Origin of the sequence: Corallococcus sp. 4LFB, assembly GCF_046520365.1 — a bacterium.
Lineage (GTDB): Bacteria > Myxococcota > Myxococcia > Myxococcales > Myxococcaceae > Corallococcus > Corallococcus caeni.
On record NZ_JBKGHJ010000826.1, the window covers coordinates 1 to 2,316 of the forward strand.

Annotated in this window: 2 protein-coding genes; both read left to right on the forward strand. The window is 71.0% G+C overall.

The genetic code is table 11. The features are described 5' to 3' along the window. Positions 1–393: 393 nt before the first annotated feature. On the forward strand, positions 394–1,314 hold the full coding sequence (locus tag ACLEQD_RS41610) for a class I fructose-bisphosphate aldolase (RefSeq protein ID WP_410391445.1): 921 nt from the start codon (positions 394–396) through the stop codon (positions 1,312–1,314). A gap of 207 nt (positions 1,315–1,521) precedes the next feature. Continuing rightward, positions 1,522–2,316: PAS domain-containing protein (locus ACLEQD_RS41615; protein WP_410391446.1), on the forward strand; the 795-nt coding region annotated here is incomplete at its 3' end.

The window sequence follows — 2,316 nt, forward strand, 5'->3', positions numbered from 1 at the left end:
CACGGTGGCCGGAGACAGGCTGCCGGGCGAGGGGGACGCGGTCCCCGGCGCGCCCGTTCCCGGAGCGTTCGAGGGGCCGTCGTGGGCGAGATCTGCGCGCCCGACACGCCACCGGTGAGCATCATTGCCACTGCGAAGACCCTGCTGACTTCTCTGCCCATGCTGTGGTCCGCCTCGTGTGCGGCCGGGCATATCCGGAAGCCCGCGACGGTGCAGCATTTCTGTGCACCCTTGGGGCCGGCCGGATGTCGGCTTCCATCCAGTCGGCTCGCGCGGCGAGGCGCGTGGAGGGCGTGACAGTCGCGGACATTCGGTACAGACAAAGCTTGGTCGGCGCGCGCAAGGACCGCAGAATCCCGCGCCGGTTTCGACGCCTTTCCTCAAGGAAAACCCATGGCCTACACCGACCGCGTCAAGCAGATCCTCTCCTGGTACCCCTCCGACAACCCCGGCACGCTGACGAACCTGGCGCGCCTGCTCAACCACGGCACGCTCGCCGGCACGGGCAAGCTGGTCATCCTCCCGGTGGATCAGGGCTTCGAGCACGGCCCCGCGCGCTCCTTCGGTCCGAACCCCGCCGGGTATGATCCGGACTACCACGCGCAGCTGGCCATCGAGTCCGGCTGCAACGCGTACGCGGCGCCGCTGGGCTTCCTGGAGGCCATCGCGGGCAAGCTGGCCGGTGAGATTCCCCTCATCCTGAAGGTGAACAACTCCGACTCGCTGGCCAAGACGGCCGCGCCCATGTCCGCGGTGACGTCGTCCGTGAAGGACGCGGTGCGCCTGGGCTGCGCGGCGGTGGGCTACACCATCTACCCGGGCTCCGCGGCCCGCAACGAGCAGTACGAGGACCTGCGCGACATCATCGCGGAGGCCAAGTCCTACGGCCTGCCCACGGTGCTGTGGGCCTACCCGCGCGGCGCGCTGTCCAAGGAGGGTGAGACGGCCATCGACGTGGTGGCGTACGCGGCGCAGATCAGCGCGCAGATGGGCGCGCACGTCATCAAGGTGAAGCCGCCCTCGGACTTCCTGGAGCAGGCGGAGGCGAAGAAGGCCTTCGAGAAGGCGAACATCCCCACCAAGACGCTCGCGGACCGCGTGCGCGAGGTGGTGCGCTCCGCGTTCAACGGCAAGCGCATCGTCATCTTCTCCGGCGGCGAGGCCAAGGAGACGGGCGCCCTCATGGAGGACATCCGGCAGATCCACCAGGGCGGCGGCTTCGGCTCCATCATGGGCCGCAACGCCTTCCAGCGTCCGCACGCCGAGTCCATCAAGCTGCTCAAGGACGTGATGAACGTCTTCGCGGGCAAGTAGTCCCCTCGACGGCCTCCGTGACGTGGCGCCCTTCCCGGCCCGGACTTCCGGGGGAAGGCGCCACGCCGCACCGTTACGCCGTCAACGCTGGCGGGCCGCCGGGCCCCGGAATGGCCGGCCTCCCGGTGTCGCACCCTGGCCTTCATCCAGGGCCCTGGTTACGGATGAGGGATGAATCACGGACCCAGGACGCCCGGCGATGGCGGCGTGAGCGACGCGTCCCCGCCGGAGCCGGGCGACACCGACCCCGCGGCCCGGGAGGTGCTCGCCGGGGGCGGTGAGATGGGCGCCCTGATGCGGTCCATGGACTGGTCGAAGACGCCGCTGGGTCCGGTGTCCTCCTGGCCGCAGTCCCTGCGCACCCTCGTCAGTGCGTGCCTCCACTCGCGCTTCCCCATCCTGGTGTTCTGGGGCCCGCGGCTGGTGAAGCTCTACAACGACGCCTACCGGCCCATGCTGGGCGGCAAGCACCCCTTCGCCATGGGGCGCCCCGGGCGTGAGGTCTGGGCGGAGATCTGGGACGACATCGGCCCGTTGATTGAGCAGGTCCGCGGCGAGGGCCGCGCCACCCTGGCGGAGAACCAGCGCCTCTTCCTCGAGCGCCACGGATTCTCCGAGGAGACCTACTTCACCTTCTCCTACAGCCCCGTCCGCGACGAGTCCGGCGCCGTCAACGGCGTGCTGGACACGGCGGTGGAGACCACCAGCCAGGTGCTGGACGCGCGCCGCCTCCGGACGCTGCAGGAGGTGGCCTCGCGCACGGGCGGGAGCCTCCGGGTCCAGGACGCGTGCACCCGGACCCTGGAGGCGCTCGCCACCAACCCCGCGGACCTCCCGTTCGCGCTGCTCTACCGCATCGACGCGACCGGCACGCGGGCCTCGCTGGAGGCGCGCATGGGCCTGGAGGCAGACGGCGCCTTCTGTCCCGGCGAGGTGGGCCTGGAGCCGGGCGCCGCGTCCCCTGGCCCCTGGCGCGGTGATGCGCTCCGGGCGCGCGGAGCG

What these genes read in the sequence shown, in the direction of transcription:
- ACLEQD_RS41610 (WP_410391445.1), top strand. Translation starts at nt 394, where the DNA reads ATGGCCTACACCGACCGCGTCAAGCAGATCCTCTCCTGGTACCCCTCC.